Origin of the sequence: Rhizobium sp. AG207R (assembly GCF_027109195.1) — a bacterium.
In the GTDB taxonomy this organism is placed as follows: Bacteria; Pseudomonadota; Alphaproteobacteria; order Rhizobiales; family Rhizobiaceae; genus Rhizobium; species Rhizobium dioscoreae.
In genome coordinates this window covers 1-548 of sequence record NZ_JAEPVT010000036.1, presented here as the reverse complement: position 1 = coordinate 548, position 548 = coordinate 1, and the positions used below count along the sequence as shown (strand labels likewise).

The window sequence follows — 548 nt, the reverse complement described above, 5'->3', positions numbered from 1 at the left end:
CAGGGCTGCAACATCGTCGATTCCAGCCAGTTCGACGATCTCGATACCGGCAAGTTCTTCATGCGCGTCTCCTTCATCTCCGAGGAAGGGGTGGGGCAGGCAGCGCTCGTCGAAGGCTTCAAGCCGATCGCCGAGAAGTTCGCCATGGATGCCGAGATCCATGACGAGAAGAAGCGCATGAAGGTGCTGTTGATGGTCTCGCGCTTCGGCCATTGCCTGAACGACCTGCTCTATCGCTGGAAGATCGGCGCATTGCCGATCGACATCGTCGGCGTCGTCTCCAACCATTTCGATTACCAGAAGGTGGTCGTCAATCATGACATCCCCTTCCACCACATCAAGGTGACGAAGGACAACAAGCCGCAGGCCGAAGCGCAGCTGCTCGAGATCGTCGAGCAGACCGGCACCGAGCTTGTGGTGCTGGCCCGCTACATGCAGGTTCTGTCGGATGCGCTGTGCCGGAAAATGTCGGGCCGCATCATCAACATCCACCATTCCTTCCTGCCGTCCTTCAAGGGGGCGAATCCCTACAAGCAGGCCTATGAGCG

1 protein-coding gene is annotated in these 548 nt (G+C 58.6%); it reads left to right on the top strand.

Features of this window, described 5'->3' with window-relative positions; genetic code table 11:
• The coding region (locus JJQ51_RS32820; protein WP_269245869.1) for a formyltetrahydrofolate deformylase at window positions 1–548 on the top strand (548 nt) is incomplete at both ends.